Origin of the sequence: Kitasatospora sp. NPDC050463, from assembly GCF_040655255.1 — a bacterium.
Classification (GTDB): Bacteria; Actinomycetota; Actinomycetes; order Streptomycetales; family Streptomycetaceae; genus Kitasatospora.
Genome location: NZ_JBFAJO010000005.1, coordinates 149,759 through 164,918 on the forward strand (window position 1 = coordinate 149,759; position 15,160 = coordinate 164,918).

The 15,160-nt window shown below is 72.4% G+C and carries 15 protein-coding genes and 5 tRNA genes; 12 read left to right on the plus strand and 8 right to left on the minus strand.

Going from position 1 to position 15,160, the window contains the following annotated elements; all coding sequences use genetic code 11:
* Positions 1-19: 19 nt before the first annotated feature.
* The 3 genes from AB0J08_RS05375 to AB0J08_RS05385 form a co-directional block, all read right to left on the minus strand.
* A tRNA-Val gene (locus tag AB0J08_RS05375) sits at positions 20-91 on the minus strand.
* 35 nt (positions 92-126) lie between these two features.
* Positions 127-200 (minus strand) — tRNA-Cys (locus AB0J08_RS05380).
* 40 nt (positions 201-240) lie between these two features.
* Positions 241-313 (minus strand) — tRNA-Gly (locus tag AB0J08_RS05385).
* 317 nt (positions 314-630) lie between these two features.
* Here AB0J08_RS05385 and AB0J08_RS05390 point away from each other — a divergent pair.
* From AB0J08_RS05390 to AB0J08_RS05400, 3 genes are all read left to right on the plus strand, one after another.
* The gene (locus AB0J08_RS05390) at positions 631-1,680 is read left to right on the plus strand and encodes a chorismate-binding protein (RefSeq protein WP_360627220.1); all 1,050 of its coding nucleotides are present in this window, start codon (positions 631-633) and stop codon (positions 1,678-1,680) included.
* Between the two features lie 74 nt (positions 1,681-1,754).
* A complete protein-coding gene (locus tag AB0J08_RS05395; protein WP_360627223.1) occupies positions 1,755-2,585 on the plus strand; it encodes an aminodeoxychorismate lyase in 831 nt (276 codons plus the stop codon).
* Between the two features lie 78 nt (positions 2,586-2,663).
* Positions 2,664-3,503, plus strand: coding sequence for a GNAT family N-acetyltransferase (locus AB0J08_RS05400; protein WP_360627226.1), 840 nt, complete (start codon positions 2,664-2,666; stop codon positions 3,501-3,503).
* Between the two features lie 7 nt (positions 3,504-3,510).
* On the opposite strand, the gene AB0J08_RS05405 is transcribed toward AB0J08_RS05400, so the two are convergent.
* Positions 3,511-4,011: a DsbA family protein gene (locus tag AB0J08_RS05405; protein WP_360627229.1), complete on the minus strand. Its 501-nt coding sequence runs from the start codon at positions 4,009-4,011 to the stop codon at positions 3,511-3,513.
* Positions 4,012-4,130: 119 nt separating this feature from the next.
* On the opposite strand from AB0J08_RS05405, the gene AB0J08_RS05410 reads away from it, so the two are divergent.
* Entirely contained in the window at positions 4,131-4,652 is a 522-nt protein-coding gene (locus AB0J08_RS05410; protein ID WP_360627231.1) for a hypothetical protein, read from the plus strand.
* A gap of 62 nt (positions 4,653-4,714) precedes the next feature.
* Here the strand turns inward: AB0J08_RS05410 and AB0J08_RS05415 are convergent, their stop codons facing one another.
* Entirely contained in the window at positions 4,715-5,284 is a 570-nt protein-coding gene (locus tag AB0J08_RS05415) for a CGNR zinc finger domain-containing protein (protein ID WP_360627234.1), read from the minus strand.
* 427 nt (positions 5,285-5,711) lie between these two features.
* Positions 5,712-6,125, minus strand: a complete 414-nt coding sequence (locus tag AB0J08_RS05420; protein WP_030056266.1) for an SsgA family sporulation/cell division regulator — start codon at positions 6,123-6,125, stop codon at positions 5,712-5,714.
* 194 nt (positions 6,126-6,319) lie between these two features.
* On the opposite strand from AB0J08_RS05420, the gene AB0J08_RS05425 reads away from it, so the two are divergent.
* From AB0J08_RS05425 to AB0J08_RS05435, 3 genes are all read left to right on the plus strand, one after another.
* A complete protein-coding gene (locus tag AB0J08_RS05425) occupies positions 6,320-6,832 on the plus strand; it encodes a TIGR02611 family protein (protein ID WP_360627237.1) in 513 nt (170 codons plus the stop codon).
* A 112-nt stretch (positions 6,833-6,944) separates the two neighbouring features.
* A tRNA-Val gene (locus AB0J08_RS05430) sits at positions 6,945-7,016 on the plus strand.
* 211 nt (positions 7,017-7,227) lie between these two features.
* Positions 7,228-7,299, plus strand: a tRNA-Val gene (locus AB0J08_RS05435).
* Between the two features lie 100 nt (positions 7,300-7,399).
* Here AB0J08_RS05435 and AB0J08_RS05440 read toward each other — a convergent pair.
* On the minus strand, positions 7,400-8,167 hold the full coding sequence (locus tag AB0J08_RS05440; protein WP_360627240.1) for an exonuclease domain-containing protein: 768 nt from the start codon (positions 8,165-8,167) through the stop codon (positions 7,400-7,402).
* Positions 8,168-8,315: 148 nt separating this feature from the next.
* On the opposite strand from AB0J08_RS05440, the gene AB0J08_RS05445 reads away from it, so the two are divergent.
* The 4 genes from AB0J08_RS05445 to AB0J08_RS05460 all read left to right on the plus strand — a co-directional run bounded on the left by AB0J08_RS05445 (position 8,316) and on the right by AB0J08_RS05460 (position 12,793).
* The gene (locus AB0J08_RS05445) at positions 8,316-8,867 is read left to right on the plus strand and encodes a DUF4365 domain-containing protein (RefSeq protein WP_360627243.1); all 552 of its coding nucleotides are present in this window, start codon (positions 8,316-8,318) and stop codon (positions 8,865-8,867) included.
* A 31-nt stretch (positions 8,868-8,898) separates the two neighbouring features.
* A complete protein-coding gene (locus tag AB0J08_RS05450) occupies positions 8,899-10,071 on the plus strand; it encodes a hypothetical protein (protein WP_360627246.1) in 1,173 nt (390 codons plus the stop codon).
* Positions 10,072-10,158: 87 nt separating this feature from the next.
* Positions 10,159-12,138 carry a threonine--tRNA ligase gene (gene thrS, locus AB0J08_RS05455; RefSeq protein ID WP_360627249.1) on the plus strand — a complete coding sequence of 660 codons (1,980 nt, stop codon included), beginning with the start codon at positions 10,159-10,161 and terminating at the stop codon, positions 12,136-12,138.
* 94 nt (positions 12,139-12,232) lie between these two features.
* Complete coding sequence (locus AB0J08_RS05460) at positions 12,233-12,793, plus strand: HIT domain-containing protein (RefSeq protein ID WP_360627252.1); 561 nt, start codon at positions 12,233-12,235, stop codon at positions 12,791-12,793.
* A gap of 63 nt (positions 12,794-12,856) precedes the next feature.
* Here AB0J08_RS05460 and AB0J08_RS05465 read toward each other — a convergent pair whose 3' ends face one another.
* A complete protein-coding gene (locus AB0J08_RS05465) occupies positions 12,857-14,503 on the minus strand; it encodes a hypothetical protein (RefSeq protein ID WP_360627255.1) in 1,647 nt (548 codons plus the stop codon).
* 184 nt (positions 14,504-14,687) lie between these two features.
* Between AB0J08_RS05465 and AB0J08_RS05470 the strand changes: the two genes are divergently transcribed.
* On the plus strand, positions 14,688-15,122 hold the full coding sequence (locus tag AB0J08_RS05470) for a DUF393 domain-containing protein (RefSeq protein ID WP_360627258.1): 435 nt from the start codon (positions 14,688-14,690) through the stop codon (positions 15,120-15,122).
* Positions 15,123-15,160: the final 38 nt, after the last annotated feature.

A 15,160-nucleotide genomic window follows, 5' to 3' on the forward strand; every position in this document is an offset into this window, starting at 1 on the left:
GACCCCGAAGGATCCGACGTGCGCGATACTGGGATTGAACCAGTGACCCCTACCGTGTCAAGGTAGTGCTCTCCCGCTGAGCTAATCGCGCGGGGAGGTCGGCCGGTCGAAACCGGTCGCACCTCTTGGAGGTGGAGACGGGATTTGAACCCGTGTAGACGGCTTTGCAGGCCGTTGCCTCGCCTCTCGGCCACTCCACCAGGCAACACTCGAAGAACGATCTTACACTGTTCTCCATCGAGCGGACGACGAGATTCGAACTCGCGACCCTCACCTTGGCAAGGTGATGCTCTACCAACTGAGCCACGTCCGCCTGTCTCCCGGGGGCTTCACCGCTTTTCTTCGGCTGCGCTCCCTGGCGACGTGTTGAACTCTAGCGGATTCCCGGGCCAGCTAAAAATCCGTTCCCGCAGCGTGCCGCGGGGGTGCCCCCGGGGCGCCGTCCCGTCCGCCGTTGCGCGGCGCCGTCGCCCTCACCTGCGGCGCACCCGACGGTCAGCCGCGGGCCACCCGGCGCACACCCGCGCGATGCCCGCGCCTGCTCACGCCCTCTGCGACGGTCCGACCCCCGTTCGAGCCCCCGACCTACACTTCAGGCACCGCAGCCCAGCCACCCCGCGCAGGAGAACCGTGTCCGGCCACCCCGTCCCCCACAGCCCGCTCGCCCGCTTCGGCGGCCGCCTCGCCACCGGGCTGCGCGACGTCACCTCGGATCCGGCCGCGCTCGACTCCGCCGGCTTCTGGGCCGTCGCCCACGACTTCGAGGGCCGGCTCACCTGCGCCCGTTTCGACGACGTCCGCCCCGCCCCCGCGCCCCCGTCCGGCGCCGGCTGGCTCGGCCCGGCCGCCGGCAGCTGGCACAGCTCGCTGGACCGTGCCGCCTACGAGGCGGGCGTCCGCCGCGTCCGCGACCACATCGCGGCCGGCGAGGTCTACCAGGCCAACCTCTGCCGGGTGCTGTCCGCACCGCTGCCCGACCCGGCCCGGACCGACGTGGACGCCCTCACCGGTCTGCTCGCGCACGGCAACCCCGCTCCTTACGCGGGCACCATCCGGCTGCCCGGACACGGCGTCGAGATCGCGACCGCCTCGCCCGAGCTCTACCTGCGCCGCGACGGCCGCACCGTCTCCTCCGGTCCGATCAAGGGCACCGGCCGCACCGAGGCCGACCTGCTGGAGAAGGACCACGCAGAGAACGTCATGATCGTCGATCTGGTCCGCAACGACCTCGGCCGGGTCTGCGGGACCGGCACCGTCACCGTTCCGGACCTCTGCGTCGTCGAGAAGCACCCCGGCCTGGTCCACCTGGTCTCCAGCGTCCAGGGCACCCTGCGCGCGGACGCCGGCTGGCCGGAGCTCTTCGACGCGACCTTCCCACCGGGCTCCGTCACCGGCGCTCCCAAGTCCAGCGCGCTGCGGATCATCGAGGCCCTGGAGACGGCCCCGCGCGGCCCCTACTGCGGTGCCGTCGGCTGGGTCGACGCCGACCGGGGCGAGGGCGAACTCGCCGTCGGCATCCGCACGTTCTGGATCGACCGGACCGACCCCGGCGCGCCCGTCCTGCGTTTCGGCACCGGCGCCGGCATCACCTGGGGCTCCGACCCCGCGCGTGAGTGGGCGGAGACCGAACTGAAGGCCGCCCGCCTGGTCGCGATAGCGTCGGGCACCGTCGCCGACTGAAGTGGGACGAACACCCCGGGCGGCCATCGACCCGGGCTCACAGCACCGCACCACCGTCCTGAGGAGCAGCCTCGATGCAGCACCCCACCAAGAGCTGGGTCAACGGCTCACTCGTCGACTCCGCCGACGCCGCCCTGTCCGTCCTCGATCACGGCCTCACCACGGGTGACGGGGTCTTCGAGACGATGAAGGCGGTCGACGGCCGGGCCTTCGCCGTCACCCGTCACCTCGACCGGCTCACCCGCTCCGCCCGCGGCCTCGGCCTGCCCGACCCCGACCACGACCTGGTCCGCGAGGCCTGCGCCCAGGTCCTGGCCGCCAACCCGATGCCGCTCGGCCGGCTGCGTCTCACCTACACCGGCGGCCTCTCCCCGCTCGGCTCCGAGCGCGGCGACGACACCCCGACCCTGGTCGTCTCCCTCGGCAGGGCCGCCCACCGCCCCGACACCACCGCCGCCGCCACCGTCCCGTGGCGCCGCAACGAGCACAGCGCCGTCGCCGGCCTCAAGACCACCTCGTACGCCGAGAACGTGGTCGCGCTCGCCGCCGCCCACCGCGCCGACGCCTCCGAGGCACTGTTCGCCAACACCGCCGGACGGCTCTGCGAGGGCACCGGCTCCAACGTCTTCGTCGTCCTCGGCGGCCGCCTGCTCACTCCCACCCTCGCCTCCGGCTGCCTGGCCGGCATCACCCGGCAACTCGTCATCGACTGGTGCGGTGCCGAGGAGGAGGACCTGCCGCTGGGCGTGCTCGAGGAGGCCGACGAGATCTTCCTGACCTCCACCCTGCGCGACGTGCAGGCCGTCACCCGGGTGGACGACCGTGAGCTCGGCGGGCCGGGCCCCGTCACCGCCAAGGCGATGGCGGTGTTCACCGAGCGCAGCGGCGACGACCTCGACCCCTGATCCCCGCCGAGCGGGCCCCGGACTCCTCGCGGGCCCCCGGCGGATAGAACACCCGGACGGCGGGGAAGGGAGCACGACATGACCACCACGCTGCGCCCCGAGGGGCCGGAGTCACCCGCCGCCGGCGGCCGAACCAGACGCTGGCAGATCTGCGCCAACGGCCGCCCGGTCGGCGCACTGCGCACCACAGCTGTTTCCCGTGGCAGCCAACTCTGGGGTGAGATATCAGAGTTGGAGGTATACGAGGGGCGCGGCCGGGGGCGCGGCACCTTCGGTGCGCTGGCCGCGGAGGAGGTGCTCCGCGGCTGGGGCTGCACCAGGGTCGACGCCGACATCCCCGAGGCGGCGCCGGTCGCCCGCGCCCTCGCCGTCACCCTCGGCTACACCGAGCGGATGCGGAACATGGCCAAGCGCCTCGCCGACCCGCCCGCGCTGCCGGCCGGGGTCGCCGCGCGCCGGATCGACGCGGAGGACTTCCCCGAGTGGCTGGCCGCCGCCAAGGAGGGCTATCTGTCCGACCTGGTCTCCTCCGGCCTCGGCGCGGAGCAGGCCCGCGCGAAGTCGGACGCCGACCACCTGTCCCTGCTGCCGCAGGGTGCGGACAGTCCCGGGGTGGCCCTGCGCCGGCTGTACGCGGCCGGGCCGGACCCGCTGGGCTCGCTCTGGCTGGCCCTGCGGGTCCGTGACCTGCCCGACGGCGCCCCGCTCGCCTGGGTGATGGTGGTCGAGGTGGCCGAGGCGCACCGGGGCGCGGGCCACGGCCGCTCACTGATGCTGCTCGCCGAACGCGAGTGCCTGACCGCCGGAGTGCGCGACCTCGGGCTCAACGTGTTCACCGGAAACGGGGTCGCGATCCGGCTCTACGAGTCGCTCGGCTACCGGATCACCAACCGGGTCTACGGCAAACCACTGAGCTGACCAGTCGTCAGGAGGCGTTCGCGGCCTCGATGGCGGCGACGATCCGGGCCCGCAGGCCGTCCTGGCTCTGCCCGCCGTCCAGTCGCCGGCCACCGACCACGTACGTCGGGGTGCCCTGCACCCCGATCGCCTTCCCCTCGGCCTGGTCGGCGTCCACGATCAGCGTGTGCCGGCCGTCGACCAGCGCGGTGTCGACCTCCTCGGCGTCCACTCCCACCGCGCGGGCGACCTCCAGCAGCACCTCTTCGCCGCGAGCGGCCAGGTCATCGACCCGCTCCAGCAGCGCCTCCACGTACGGCCAGCCCAGGCCCTGGGCGAAGGCCTCCTCGGCGGCCTGCGCCGCGGCGTACGCGTGCTTGTGCTTCTCCAGCGGGAAGTGCCGCAGCTCGACGACGAGCGCGTCACCGTACTGCTCGCGCAGTGCCCGTACGTCGTCCAGGGCGGTACGGCAGTCCGGGCACTGGAGCTCGCACCAGAACTCGACACGGGGGAGGGAACCTTCGATCATGCTCCCAGTGTTCCACTAATGGGTACCGCGCCGTCCCGGCGGTGTGCCCGGGCGCCGGCCGGAAGCGACGGGAGGTCCGATGCGATGACCAGGACTACTGGACGTGACGGAGGGCGGCTGTGCTGACGGCGGCGGTCTCCTTCGTGCTCACCGCCGGGGGCGTGGCCGTCGCGGGTCTGCGCGCCTATCGTCGGCGTTTCCTCTCCGCGACCCGCTGGTTCGCCGTGGCACTGGTGCCGGCCGGGCTCTATCTGACCGGCCTCTTCCCGGTGGCGCGCACGATCGGCGGTGAGTTCGCCGACTGGGCGACGAAGCTGGTGTTCGACCCCCGGGTCTGGACGGGCATCGTGCTGCTCGCGGTGTCCGCCGCCCTGCTGCTCGCCACCCGCTGGGTGGGCCGCCGGCGCGCGGTGGACGCCGCCGGGTCCGGCCCGGCCGCTGCGGTGCCCGCACCGGGGCGGGCCGCCGTCACCGGCGCGCCGGCCGGTCCGGGGGCCGCCGCTCCGAAGAGTGCCGCCCCGAAGGTCGCAGCCCCGAAGAGTGCCGCCCCGAAGAGTGCCGCTCCCAAGAGGGGGAAGCGCGACGACGGCCTGGGCGACTTCGAGGACATCGAGGAGATCCTGCGCCGCCGCGGCATCTGACCACGTCGTCACGGCGCGAGGAGAGACGTCTCGGCACCCGGAGAGACGGCAGGGCGGCGGGCTCAGGCGGAGGGCACGGCCTCCGCGGAGCGCTGGCGCGCCCGGTAGGCGGCGACGTGCAGCCGGTTGCCGCAGGTCCGGCTGTCGCAGTAGCGCCGTGAGCGGTTGCGCGAGAGATCCACGAAGACCCGGGCGCAGTCCGGCGCCTCGCAGCGGCGCAGCCGCTCGCGCTCGCCCGCCATCAGGATGAACGCCAGTGCCATGCCCAGCTCGGCCGCCAGGTGGTCGCCCAGGGCGGCGTGCGGGGCGAAGTAGTGGATGTGCCAGCCGTGGTGGTCGTGGTTGGTCAGCCGAGGCGTGGTGCCGGCGGCCGCGACCAGCGCGTTGACCAGCTCGGCGGCCTCCGCCGTGGACTCGGTGCCGAACACCTCCCGCAGCCGGGTGCGCAGCTCGTGCACCCTGAGCAGGTCGTCCTCGGTCAGCGAGTCGATCTCGCTGATCTCCTGGCGGATCACGAAGGCGTCCAGCGCGGCCACGTCGGGCAGCAGCTCGCTGCCGCACACCTCGGGCGCGGTGTTGAGCAGCTCGACGAGGATGCTCAGCGCGCACTCGGTGTCATGGGTGATCAGCACGTGGGGGCTCCTCACGCGGAGGGGGCCGTCGGCACCCCGCGTCTACGGTCAGTCTCAGACCTTACCGGGCCCCGCAGCGGCGGGCCGCCGCTTCGTTCGAAGGGGTGTACGGATCACGCCGGGGCGTGTCGGAGGGGCGCGGTGCGGGTCCGGTGTCGGAACGGCCGCCGCCCGGTGCACTGCGAACCAGTGGCGCAAACCAGTGGCGCCCGGCAGCGAGGCCGGCCACCCGAACGGGTGGCCGGCTCCGGTGCCGGGCGCCTGCGGTGCTGAGGTCCGCCCCGGTGGGGGTGGACCGTTTCACCGGCCCCGAGACCGCGTCGTGCGCGGCTGAGTCGTGCTGCCGTGCCCCCGAGTAGGACGGCTGCGATGACGGCAGGGGGTTACGGCCCTGCCGACGGCAGGGCGTGACCACCTCCGGTCGGGGTCAGCTTTCGGCGAGGATGTGGGACAGCTCCCGGTCGAGGTCGAAGTGACGATGTTCGGTGCCGGGCGGCACGGCGGCGTCCGTCCGCTTGAGAAACGACTCAAGCGCTCGGGCCGGGGCCTCCAGCAGGGCTTCTCCTTCCGGAGAGCTCAGCGCGATGCAGACCACCCCTTGCCCGTGGCTGCGCGACGGCCAGACCCGGACGTCGCCGGTACCGGTGGGTCGGTGCAGCCCCTCCGCAAGGAGATCTCGGGCGAACACCCACTCCACGGTCTCGTCGGCGCCGGTGTGGAACGTGGCGTGCACGGCATAGGGGTCGGCGGTGTCGTAGCGCAGGCCCGCGGGGACGGGCAGTGAGGACTCGCTGGACACGATGAGGCGCAGGTGCAGCTCGCAGCTGACCGTGGTGTTCATAAGCGCCATGGCCTTTCGCTCAGTGTGCGCTCGGGGAATCGCACGTCGGCGAACGGACCATCCCACCTCCACGACCGATGTAAACCCCTCTGTCCCGATTCGGGGCCGAGTCGTACCCCTTACGGCGCATTGCGGAATCGGCACGGAGTGCCCGGCGGGGCATTACCGGGCCACTTCTCGGTTAGTTTCCTGGCATGACTGTGCGAAGCGACAAGGCGCGCGGGAACGCGGGCGGGAACACGAGAACGGGTGATGCGGTCGTGCCGGACGACTCGGGGGTACGGACGCCGGACGGTGGCGAGGGCGAGGAGGCGGGGGGCGCGGACGGCGGCCGGCCGCTGGGCTCGCGCGCGCCGCACTTCATCCGGCGGTCCAGGGCGCTGCACCTGAGCTGGCAGGTGGTCGTCTTCCTGGTCGGCCTGGCGGTGGTGGTGGCCGGGGTGATCATGCTGCCGCTGCCCGGCCCCGGCTGGGTGGTCATCTTCCTGGGCATGGGCATCTGGGCGACCGAGTTCGTCTGGGCCCAGCTGGCGCTGCGCTGGACCCGCCGCAAGGTGTCCGAGGCGGCCCAGAAGGCGATGGACCCGAGGGTCCGCCGCCGCAACATCACACTCACCGCGATCGGGCTGGCGGTGATCGCCGGGATCGGCGGCTGGTACCTCTGGAAGTACGGGCTCACCATGCCCTGGAAGATCGGCGGGCACTGACCCGGACGGCGGCAACCGGTGGCGGCCCGTTCGGGTGACGGGCCGGGGCGGGGGCCCGGGGCGGGGGTGTTCGGAGCACCCCGGGAGATGCGGTAATGTTTTCCCTGCACCCGGGCGATTAGCTCAGCGGGAGAGCACTTCGTTCACACCGAAGGGGTCACTGGTTCGATCCCAGTATCGCCCACCGGAATGCATTGTGATATGTGAGGCCCAGTCGATTATCGGCTGGGCCTCACATGTATTTCCGGAATCCCGGTGAACCGCTGCCGGAGAGAATCCGGCTGAGGCGCAGTCACCTTCCGTGCGGAGCGCGAGTTCTGCCGAGGCGTCGGTCGCCCCGTGGGCGCGAGTTGTACGACACCCCCCGAATGGTGCTACTGTTCTTCTCGTTGCCCGGGCGATTAGCTCAGCGGGAGAGCACTTCGTTCACACCGAAGGGGTCACTGGTTCGATCCCAGTATCGCCCACCGGACAGCATGCAGGCCCTGATCGGGAGACCGATCGGGGCCTGCGGCGTTCGTGGACCGAGCAGTCGATCGACGGGGCGACCACCGGCCGTGCCGGTCGCTACGCCGCGACCTCGCAGCTGTGTTCCGCCGACAACCGCCGCCCGCAGCCGCAGCGGGCCGGGCGCAACGGCCAGGAGAAGTCCACCCGCTCCGGCGTCCCCGAGCGGTCGAACCAGTTCTGCAGCCCCCGGGCCTGCGCCGCGTGCCAGATCACCTGCCGCAGGTGCAGCTCGGCGGCCGACAGTCCGCCCAGCGCCGCCGGGTAGCGCACGCCGATCGCGCGGACCAGGCCCAGCGCCGCCGCCGCGTCGGCCGCCGCGTCGTGGGCGCCGGCCAGCTCCACCCCGTAGTGCGCGCACAGGTCGGTCAGCGTGCGCCGGCCCCTGCGGTAGCGATCCACGTGCTTGTCCAGCACGCGCGGGTCGAGCACCAGCAGCTCGTCCGGGCCCAGCGCGTCCGCCAGCGCCGTGTCCCGGTGGCGGCGCAACTCCCGGTCCAGCAGCGTCAGGTCGTACGGCGCGTTCATCACCACCACCGGACGCCCGGCGCGGGCCTGCTCGGCGAGGGCGCGGGCGATCTCCGCCACCACCGTCGGGGCCGGGCGGCCGTGCGCGCGCACCCGCTCGTCGCCGATGCCGTGGATGGCGCGGGCGCCGTCGGGTATCGGCACGCCCGGATCGGCCAGCCAGGAGGTGGTCTGCGGGGCCGCGCCAGGGCTGAGTTGGACGACCAGGGCGGCGGACACGATCCGGTCGGTCTCGACGTCCACGCCGGTGGTCTCGGTGTCGAAGGAGGCAAGCGGGCCGGTGTACCAGTGCTGTTGCATGACTGCCCCTCAGGTCCTGCGTTCCGCCCGGTTGATACCCGCCCCTGACGCCCGTTCAACCGTTTGGCGGTGTCCGGGCCGGGCACCCTGCGGTCAGATGCCCTGTTCGAATCCGGACGGGCCCGGGGCCGGGGGAGGCTACGGGGCGATGACGCTGACAGAGCCGCAGCCCGACGAGGCGGCCGTCCTGCGCGGCGATCTGGCCGTGACGGCCTGCATGGAGACCCTGCAGGTCGGCTATCTGCACGCGGTGGTGGCGGCGGCCGGCTGCTCGCTGTCCCAGCCCTTCCCCGACAACGGCATCGACTGGCAGGTCAGCCACGGCTCGCGCGCCCACGAGGTGGACGACGAGGTCACCATCAAGATCCAGCTGAAGGCCACCCAGCAGATCGCGCCCGATCCGCGCGGCCCCTTCTTCAGCTTCACCCTGGACAACGACCACCTGCGCAAGCTCGCCCGCGCGCGGGTCGCGGTGCCCAGGATCCTCGTCGTGATGCTGCTGCCGCGCCGGGTCGACCGCTGGCTGTCGGCCGGGCCGGACGCGCTGGAGCTGCGGCACTGCTGCTACTGGGTCAACCTGGCCGGCCACCCGGTCACCGGGCAGCGGCGGACCAACGTCCGGGTGCCCACCGCGAAGGTCTTCGACGACCGCGCACTGTGCGACATCATGGCGCGGGTCGGTGCGGGCGGCAGCCCGTGACGGGCCCGGCCCCGGCGGGAGGAGCAGGACCATGACGCTGCCACGCGGGCCGCAGGAGGCCTCCCGGGCGCTGCCCGATCCGGCCGCCGTCGACCCGGCGGTGCTCGCCACCCTGCTCGCCCGGCACGGCTGGGTCCGGCGCGGTGGCCCCTCCGCCCGGTACGGCCGCTGGACACCCCCCGACGACTCCGATCCCGGGACCAGCCTGCTGGTACCGGCCGGGGAGGGCTTCGACGACGCCGTCGAGCTGCTCGCCGACGCCGTCACCGCGCTGTCGCGCTCGCGCAGCGCGTCCGCCCGCTCGATCCTGCTCGCCCTGGCCGTACCGGGGGACGAGCTGCAGTGGCGGCGCGAGCTGCCGGGGCCGGCCGGCACCACGCCCTGGGACGGCGCCGAGCGGCTCCAGCAGGCGGCGCGGGCGATGCTCGCGGCCGGGGCCAAGGCGAGGCGGACCAGGGCCGCCTACTTCGGCGCCCGGCTGGACACCTGGGCCGGGGACTTCCTGGAGCAGGTGCTGGTGGTCGGCGGCGGCCCGGTCACGGACGGCGGCGCCGGGCTCACCGCGTACAGCCCGGCGCCCGAGGGCCGGGCGGTGGTCACCACCCTGGTCCGGGCACTGGAGGCGTTGCGGGACGCCGTGGACTACCGGCGGGTCAGCGGAGGGCCGGAGGCCTTCGAGAACGCGGTGCAGGCCGGCGTCAGCCGGGAGCTGGTGCAGTCCGTCGAGGAACTCGTGCGCGGCGCGACGGCGGCGCAGCTGACCGTCGCCTGGTCGGCCGCCGCCGGTCCGCCCGGCGGTTTCGGCGACCGGCGGATCGCCCTGGAGTTCTCGCCCGGGGACCTCCCCGCGCTGGAGGAGGCCGCCGCCCTGCTGGAGCGGATCGAACCGGCGGTCGCGGTCACCGTGGTCGGCCTGGTCGTCCGCCTCAAGCGCGCGGACCCGGCCGGACCGGGCACCGTCCGGCTGAAGGTGCTCGCCGGCGCGGAGGTCAGCGAGGTGCGGGTGCGCCTCGCCGACCCGGCGTACCGGGTCGCGGTGGAGGCCCACCTGGCGGGCGCCCCGGTGCGGGTCAGCGGCCGGCTGGAGCGGCGCGGCGGCTTCCGGCGGCTCACCCACCCGGGAGCCCTGGAACCGTGCGGTCTGGAGGAGGCCGAGCGGGAGCGGCTGCTGAAGACCCTGGGAGAAGGGGGACAGGGGGCGTAGGTGCACGGCGGGGGTGGTGCTCTCGGTACCATCGTCACGCGCAGCGCAGTGTTGCGTCCTATGAATCCAGCACGTCAGGAGAGACCGGTGACGGACGTCCGGGTAATCATCAACCGCGAACCCGATCGGGAAGAGCGCGTGGTGACCACGGGCACTACGGCCGCCGAGCTCTTCGCCGACGACCGCTCGATCATCGCCGCCCGCGTCGCGGGCCGGCTCATGGACCTCGCGTACGCCGTCCAGGACGGCGACGAGGTCGAGCCGGTCGCGATCGGCAGCAAGGACGGCCTGGACATCCTGCGCCACTCCACCGCGCACGTCATGGCGCAGGCCGTGCAGCAGCTCTTCCCCGAGGCCAAGCTCGGCATCGGCCCGCCGGTCAAGGACGGCTTCTACTACGACTTCGACGTCGAGAAGCCGTTCCACCCCGATGACCTCAAGGCCATCGAGAAGCGGATGCAGGAGATCATCAAGAAGGGCCAGAAGTTCTCCCGCCGGGTGGTCACCGACGAGGCCGCCACCGAGGAGCTGGCCGCCGAGCCGTACAAGCTGGAGCTGATCGGCCTCAAGGGCTCCGCCGCCACCGCCGGCGAGGGCGCCGACGTCGAGGTCGGCGCGGGCGAGCTGACCATCTACGACAACCTGGACGCCAAGACCGGCGACCTCTGCTGGGGCGACCTCTGCCGCGGCCCGCACCTGCCCTCCACCCGGCACATCCCGGCGTTCAAGCTGATGCGCAACGCGGCCGCCTACTGGCGCGGCAGCGAGCGCAACCCCATGCTGCAGCGCATCTACGGCACCGCCTGGCCGACCAAGGACGAGCTCAAGGCCCACCTCGACTTCCTGATCGAGGCCGAGAAGCGCGACCACCGCAAGCTCGGCAACGAGCTCGACCTCTTCTCCATCCCCGAGGAGATCGGCTCCGGCCTCGCCGTCTTCCACCCCAAGGGCGGCATCATCCGCCGCGCGATGGAGGACTACTCGCGCAAGCGGCACGAGGAGGAGGGCTACGAGTTCGTCTACACCCCGCACGCCACCAAGGGGAAGCTCTTCGAGAAGAGCGGCCACCTGGACTGGTACGCCGACGGCATGTACCCGCCCATGCAGCTCGACGAGGGCGTGGACTACTACCTGAAGCCCATGAACTGCCCGATGCACAACCTGATCTTCGACGCGCGCGGCCGCTCCTACCGTGAACTGCCGCTGCGCCTCTTCGAGTTCGGGACGGTGTACCGGTACGAGAAGTCCGGTGTGGTGCACGGTCTGACCCGTGCCCGCGGCTTCACCCAGGACGACGCGCACATCTACTGCACCCGTGAGCAGATGGCGGAGGAGCTCGACTCCACGCTGACCTTCGTGCTCAACCTGCTGCGCGACTACGGTCTGACCGACTTCTACCTGGAGCTCTCCACCAAGGACGAGGAGAAGTTCGTCGGGTCGGACGAGGCCTGGGAGGAGGCCACCGCGGTTCTCGCGAGCGTGGCCGAGAAGCAGGGGCTGCCGCTGGTCCCGGACCCGGGTGGCGCGGCCTTCTACGGCCCGAAGATCTCGGTCCAGGCGCGGGACGCCATCGGCCGGACCTGGCAGATGAGCACCATCCAGCTGGACTTCAACCTCCCCGAGCGCTTCGACCTGGAGTACACGGCGGCGGACGGCTCGCGCCAGCGGCCGGTCATGATCCACCGTGCGCTCTTCGGCAGCATCGAGCGGTTCTTCGCGGTGCTGCTGGAGCACTACGCCGGCGCCATGCCGCCGTGGCTGGCCCCGGTCACCGTCACCGGCATCCCGATCACCGACGAGCACGTGCCGTACCTGCTGGAGGTCGCGGCCGAGCTGAAGAAGCGCGGGATCCGGGTCGAGGTGGACACCTCGGACGACCGCATGCAGAAGAAGATCAGGAACGCTCAGAAGACCAAGGTCCCGTTCATGCTGATCGCCGGCAACGACGACGTCGAGGCGGGCGCCGTCTCCTTCCGCTACCGCAATGGCGAGCAGAAGAACGGCGTGCCGGTCGCGGACGCCGTGGCCGAGATCGTGGACGCCGTGGAGCGCCGCATCCAGGTGTGACGCCGGTCCCCGCGCTCGCGGGGGCGCGGGGATCGCGGGGCAGTCTCCTCAGGGAGTCTGCCCCGCACCGCTCTGCAAGCCACGCCGTGCGAATATGCTGATCAGCATGACGACTGAGCCGGAACTGCAGCGGGGCGTCGGCGAGCCGGACGGCTTCCGCCGCCTGTGGACCCCCCATCGGATGGCCTACATCCAGGGCGAGAACAAGCCCACCGGCCCGGCTCCGGACGACGGTTGTCCGTTCTGCTCGATCCCGTCGCTCAGCGACGAGGACGGGCTGGTCGTCGCGCGGGGGAGCGCCGTGTTCGCGGTGCTCAACCTGTACCCGTACAACGGTGGGCACCTGATGGTGGTCCCGTACCGGCACGTCGCGGACTACACCGAGCTGGACGAGGCGGAGACGGCCGAGCTGGCGGTGTTCACCAAGAAGGCGATGGCGGCGCTGCGCGCGGCCTCGGGGGCGCACGGGTTCAACATCGGGATGAACCAGGGTGCGGCGGCCGGTGCCGGGATCGCGGCGCACCTACACCAGCACGTGGTGCCGCGCTGGGGCGGGGACACCAACTTCATGCCGGTGGTCGGCCACACCAAGGTGCTGCCGCAGCTGCTGGCGGACACCCGCAAGATGCTGGCCGAGGCCTGGCCGCAGGGCTGAGCCGGGCGAACGCGCGGGGCCCCACCGGGAATCCGGTGGGGCCCCGCGCGTTCGCCGTGGCGCTCAGCCCGCGTCGTACTGGTCGACCTTGTAGGGCCGGGTGCCCTGTGCCTCGGACTTGATGATCGAGGCGCGGTTCTTGAAGAAGCGCTCGGCGTCGAGGTCGTGCTCCTCCAGGAACTCCAGCACGGCCGCGTGGACGGCGGTGAGCACGGGGGTGGCCGCGTTGAGCGCGTTGTCGGTCATCGACCGGGTGTTCCAGGGGGGCGAGGCCCAGACGTGCCGCAGTCCGAAGGGCTCGGGCAGGCCGAGACCGCCGCCGAGCCAGGCGAGCAGACCGGGGCTGCGGTAGAGGGGTGCGCGGACGGCCTGCCGGACCACCTCGTCGTTGTCGATCAGGGGGAGCTTGACCGTCCGCTCCTCCCAGAACTTCAGGCTCTTCGGGACGGTCTTCTCCTTGTCCTTGGGCTTGTCGGAGAAGAGGCCGTTGACCGGGCCCAGCGCGTAGCCCGCCACGCTGACGTTCAGGGTGTGCGCGAGCAGGACGACGGTGACGGTGAAGGTGAGGACCAGCTTGCCGTCGTGCGTCACGAACTGGGTGGCCAGGTAGTGCCGCGGTCCGCCGGGGAAGGTCTGCTTGTCGGCGATGCTCTGGACGGCGAACTCGCGCATCCGGTCGCCGTCCATGTCGGCGTTGTCGGGCCGGCCGATCTCGTCGGCGCCCTCGCCGACCTCGTAGACCACCCACTGTTTGACGGCGACGTTGGGGATGCCGCTGTTGGCGACCTCGCTGATGCCGAGGCCCTTGAGATGGCCGGCGATCTTGCGGACGAGGTCCCAGGGGTGGAACGCGCGGAAGTCGGCGTGGCCCTCCGCCGGGCGCAGGGCGTCGACCATCTTCCACTCGCCCCAGCGCCGCCCGGCGCCGAGGATGCCCTTCGGACCGGCGTAGTGCTGGATGTTGGTCTCCTGCTCGCCCTCCAGCCGGCCGAGCTTGGCGCGCAGGTCGGCGGCCTTCTTGTCCAGGTCGTCGCGGGGGACGGCCCGGGGGACGGTGGCGGCGACGGCGTTGCCCTCGACGAGGTCCAGCCAGCGGGCGCGCAGGTCGACGGCGGACGCCACCACGATGCGCTTGGCGAGGTACCAGCCGACCACCGGCGCGAGCATCACGATGCGCAGGTAGAGGCCCAACAGGCCGCCGGCGGGGGGCTTGACGGCGAGGAGCACGGCGACGGCGGCGGCCGCGCCGAGCACCAGGGCGCCGAAGAAGGCGGCGTTCTTGGGGTTGTCCCGCTTGAGCCAGGCGCGCAGCTGGAAGGCACCGAGCCAGAGCAGGGTGCCGGGCAGGAACAGCAGGCCGGTGGCGACGGTGACGGTGGTGAGCCTGCGGTCGCGGGCGGCGCGCAGGTCCTCGGCGGCCAGGCAGTGTTCGACGATCTGGCGGGTGTCGATGCCGAAGGACGGGACGAGCGGCTTGCGGTCGCCGCCGAGCGTACGGCCGACGACGGCACGGCAGAACGCCTCGCCGAGGTTGGGGCGGAAGAGGGCGAAGCGGCCCTTCTTCTCCGTGGCGTGGGTGACCGTCTCGACGAACGCGCGGACGTCGCCGTCGCGGTAGGCGGCCGAGGAGAGCGCCTGGGTGACGGCGGTCTGCGGGCCGGTGTCGGTCCGGGGTATCTGCGCACCCGGGGTCATGTCGAGTGTCGTCACGGTGGCGTCCCCTCCTCCCCTTGTCAGCGGCAGGTTACCGTGCGGCGGTACCGGCGCGCGGATGATCGTCTGAAGTGCCGTCACGTTCGGGCCACCACGGGCCCGTGGGGCATGATGCCCACCTTTCGGTGGTGCGATACCCCCGTGCGGGAGGCGGGCGGGCGCAATGGTGCACGATGGGCGCATGAGCCGTACGGAAGGAGCCGTGATGAAGGATCCGGTGCTGGTTTTCGACGGGGACTGCGCGTTCTGCACGACCTGTGCCGGCTGGGCGGAGCGGTACCTGCGGCAGACCCTGGCGTCGGGGGGCTGGGAGGCGGTGCCGTTCCAGTTCGCGGACCTGGCGGAGCTGGACGCGCTGGCGGGCGGGCGCGGCGAGGTGTCCTGGGAACGGGCCGAGCGCGAGGTGCTCTGGGTGACGCCGGCGGGCCGGGTGTACGGCGGGGCGCAGGCGGTGGCACGGCTGCTGATGCGCTCGGGCGGGGTCTGGGCGTACCTGGGCGGGGTGCTGGCGCTGGCGCCGGTGCGGCCGGTCGCGGCCGTGGTGTACCGCTGGGTGGCGAAGAACCGGCACCGGATGCCGGGCGGTACGCCCGCCTGCGCGCTGCCGCGGCGCTAGGTGACGCTGCGTCCTGCCCGGTGGCCGGCTCGGCCGCT

Coding starts and splice junctions, on each gene's coding strand:
- AB0J08_RS05395 (WP_360627223.1), top strand. CDS start 1,755: ATGCAGCACCCCACCAAGAGCTGGGTCAACGGCTCACTCGTCGACTCC.
- AB0J08_RS05400 (WP_360627226.1), top strand. CDS start 2,664: ATGACCACCACGCTGCGCCCCGAGGGGCCGGAGTCACCCGCCGCCGGC.
- AB0J08_RS05405 (WP_360627229.1), bottom strand. CDS start 4,011: ATGATCGAAGGTTCCCTCCCCCGTGTCGAGTTCTGGTGCGAGCTCCAG.
- AB0J08_RS05420 (WP_030056266.1), bottom strand. CDS start 6,125: ATGAACACCACGGTCAGCTGCGAGCTGCACCTGCGCCTCATCGTGTCC.
- AB0J08_RS05425 (WP_360627237.1), top strand. CDS start 6,320: ATGACTGTGCGAAGCGACAAGGCGCGCGGGAACGCGGGCGGGAACACG.
- AB0J08_RS05440 (WP_360627240.1), bottom strand. CDS start 8,167: ATGCAACAGCACTGGTACACCGGCCCGCTTGCCTCCTTCGACACCGAG.
- AB0J08_RS05445 (WP_360627243.1), top strand. CDS start 8,316: ATGACGCTGACAGAGCCGCAGCCCGACGAGGCGGCCGTCCTGCGCGGC.
- AB0J08_RS05450 (WP_360627246.1), top strand. CDS start 8,899: ATGACGCTGCCACGCGGGCCGCAGGAGGCCTCCCGGGCGCTGCCCGAT.
- AB0J08_RS05460 (WP_360627252.1), top strand. CDS start 12,233: ATGCTGATCAGCATGACGACTGAGCCGGAACTGCAGCGGGGCGTCGGC.
- AB0J08_RS05470 (WP_360627258.1), top strand. CDS start 14,688: ATGAGCCGTACGGAAGGAGCCGTGATGAAGGATCCGGTGCTGGTTTTC.